The sequence below is a fragment of the Sporosarcina koreensis genome (genome assembly GCF_001531445.1).
Lineage (GTDB): Bacteria > Bacillota > Bacilli > Bacillales_A > Planococcaceae > Sporosarcina > Sporosarcina koreensis_C.
In genome coordinates this window covers 1-243 of the sequence record NZ_LQYA01000105.1, presented here as the reverse complement: position 1 = coordinate 243, position 243 = coordinate 1, and the positions used below count along the sequence as shown (strand labels likewise).

1 pseudogene is annotated in these 243 nt (G+C 37.9%); it reads right to left on the bottom strand.

Annotation, left to right across the window (positions count from 1 at the left end):
• Window positions 1-243, bottom strand: a pseudogene (locus tag AWV70_RS12345) (tetracycline efflux MFS transporter Tet(L)); the annotation flags it as partial.

The window sequence follows — 243 nt, the reverse complement described above, 5'->3', positions numbered from 1 at the left end:
AGGCAGCAATTAAAAAGCTAACGGAAAGAAATGTAACTCCAATGGTTAACACGTACAATGGACCTTTTCTATCAACAAGTAATCCAACAATGTAACCGAAGATAATAACGCTCATTGTTCCAGGGAAAATAATCACACTGCCAATTGCAGCAGTACTTAGTTGATGTACATCTTTCATCATGTAAGGAACCATAGAGATAAACCCTGCTACTGTACCAAATATAAGTCCTCCACAAAGGACAC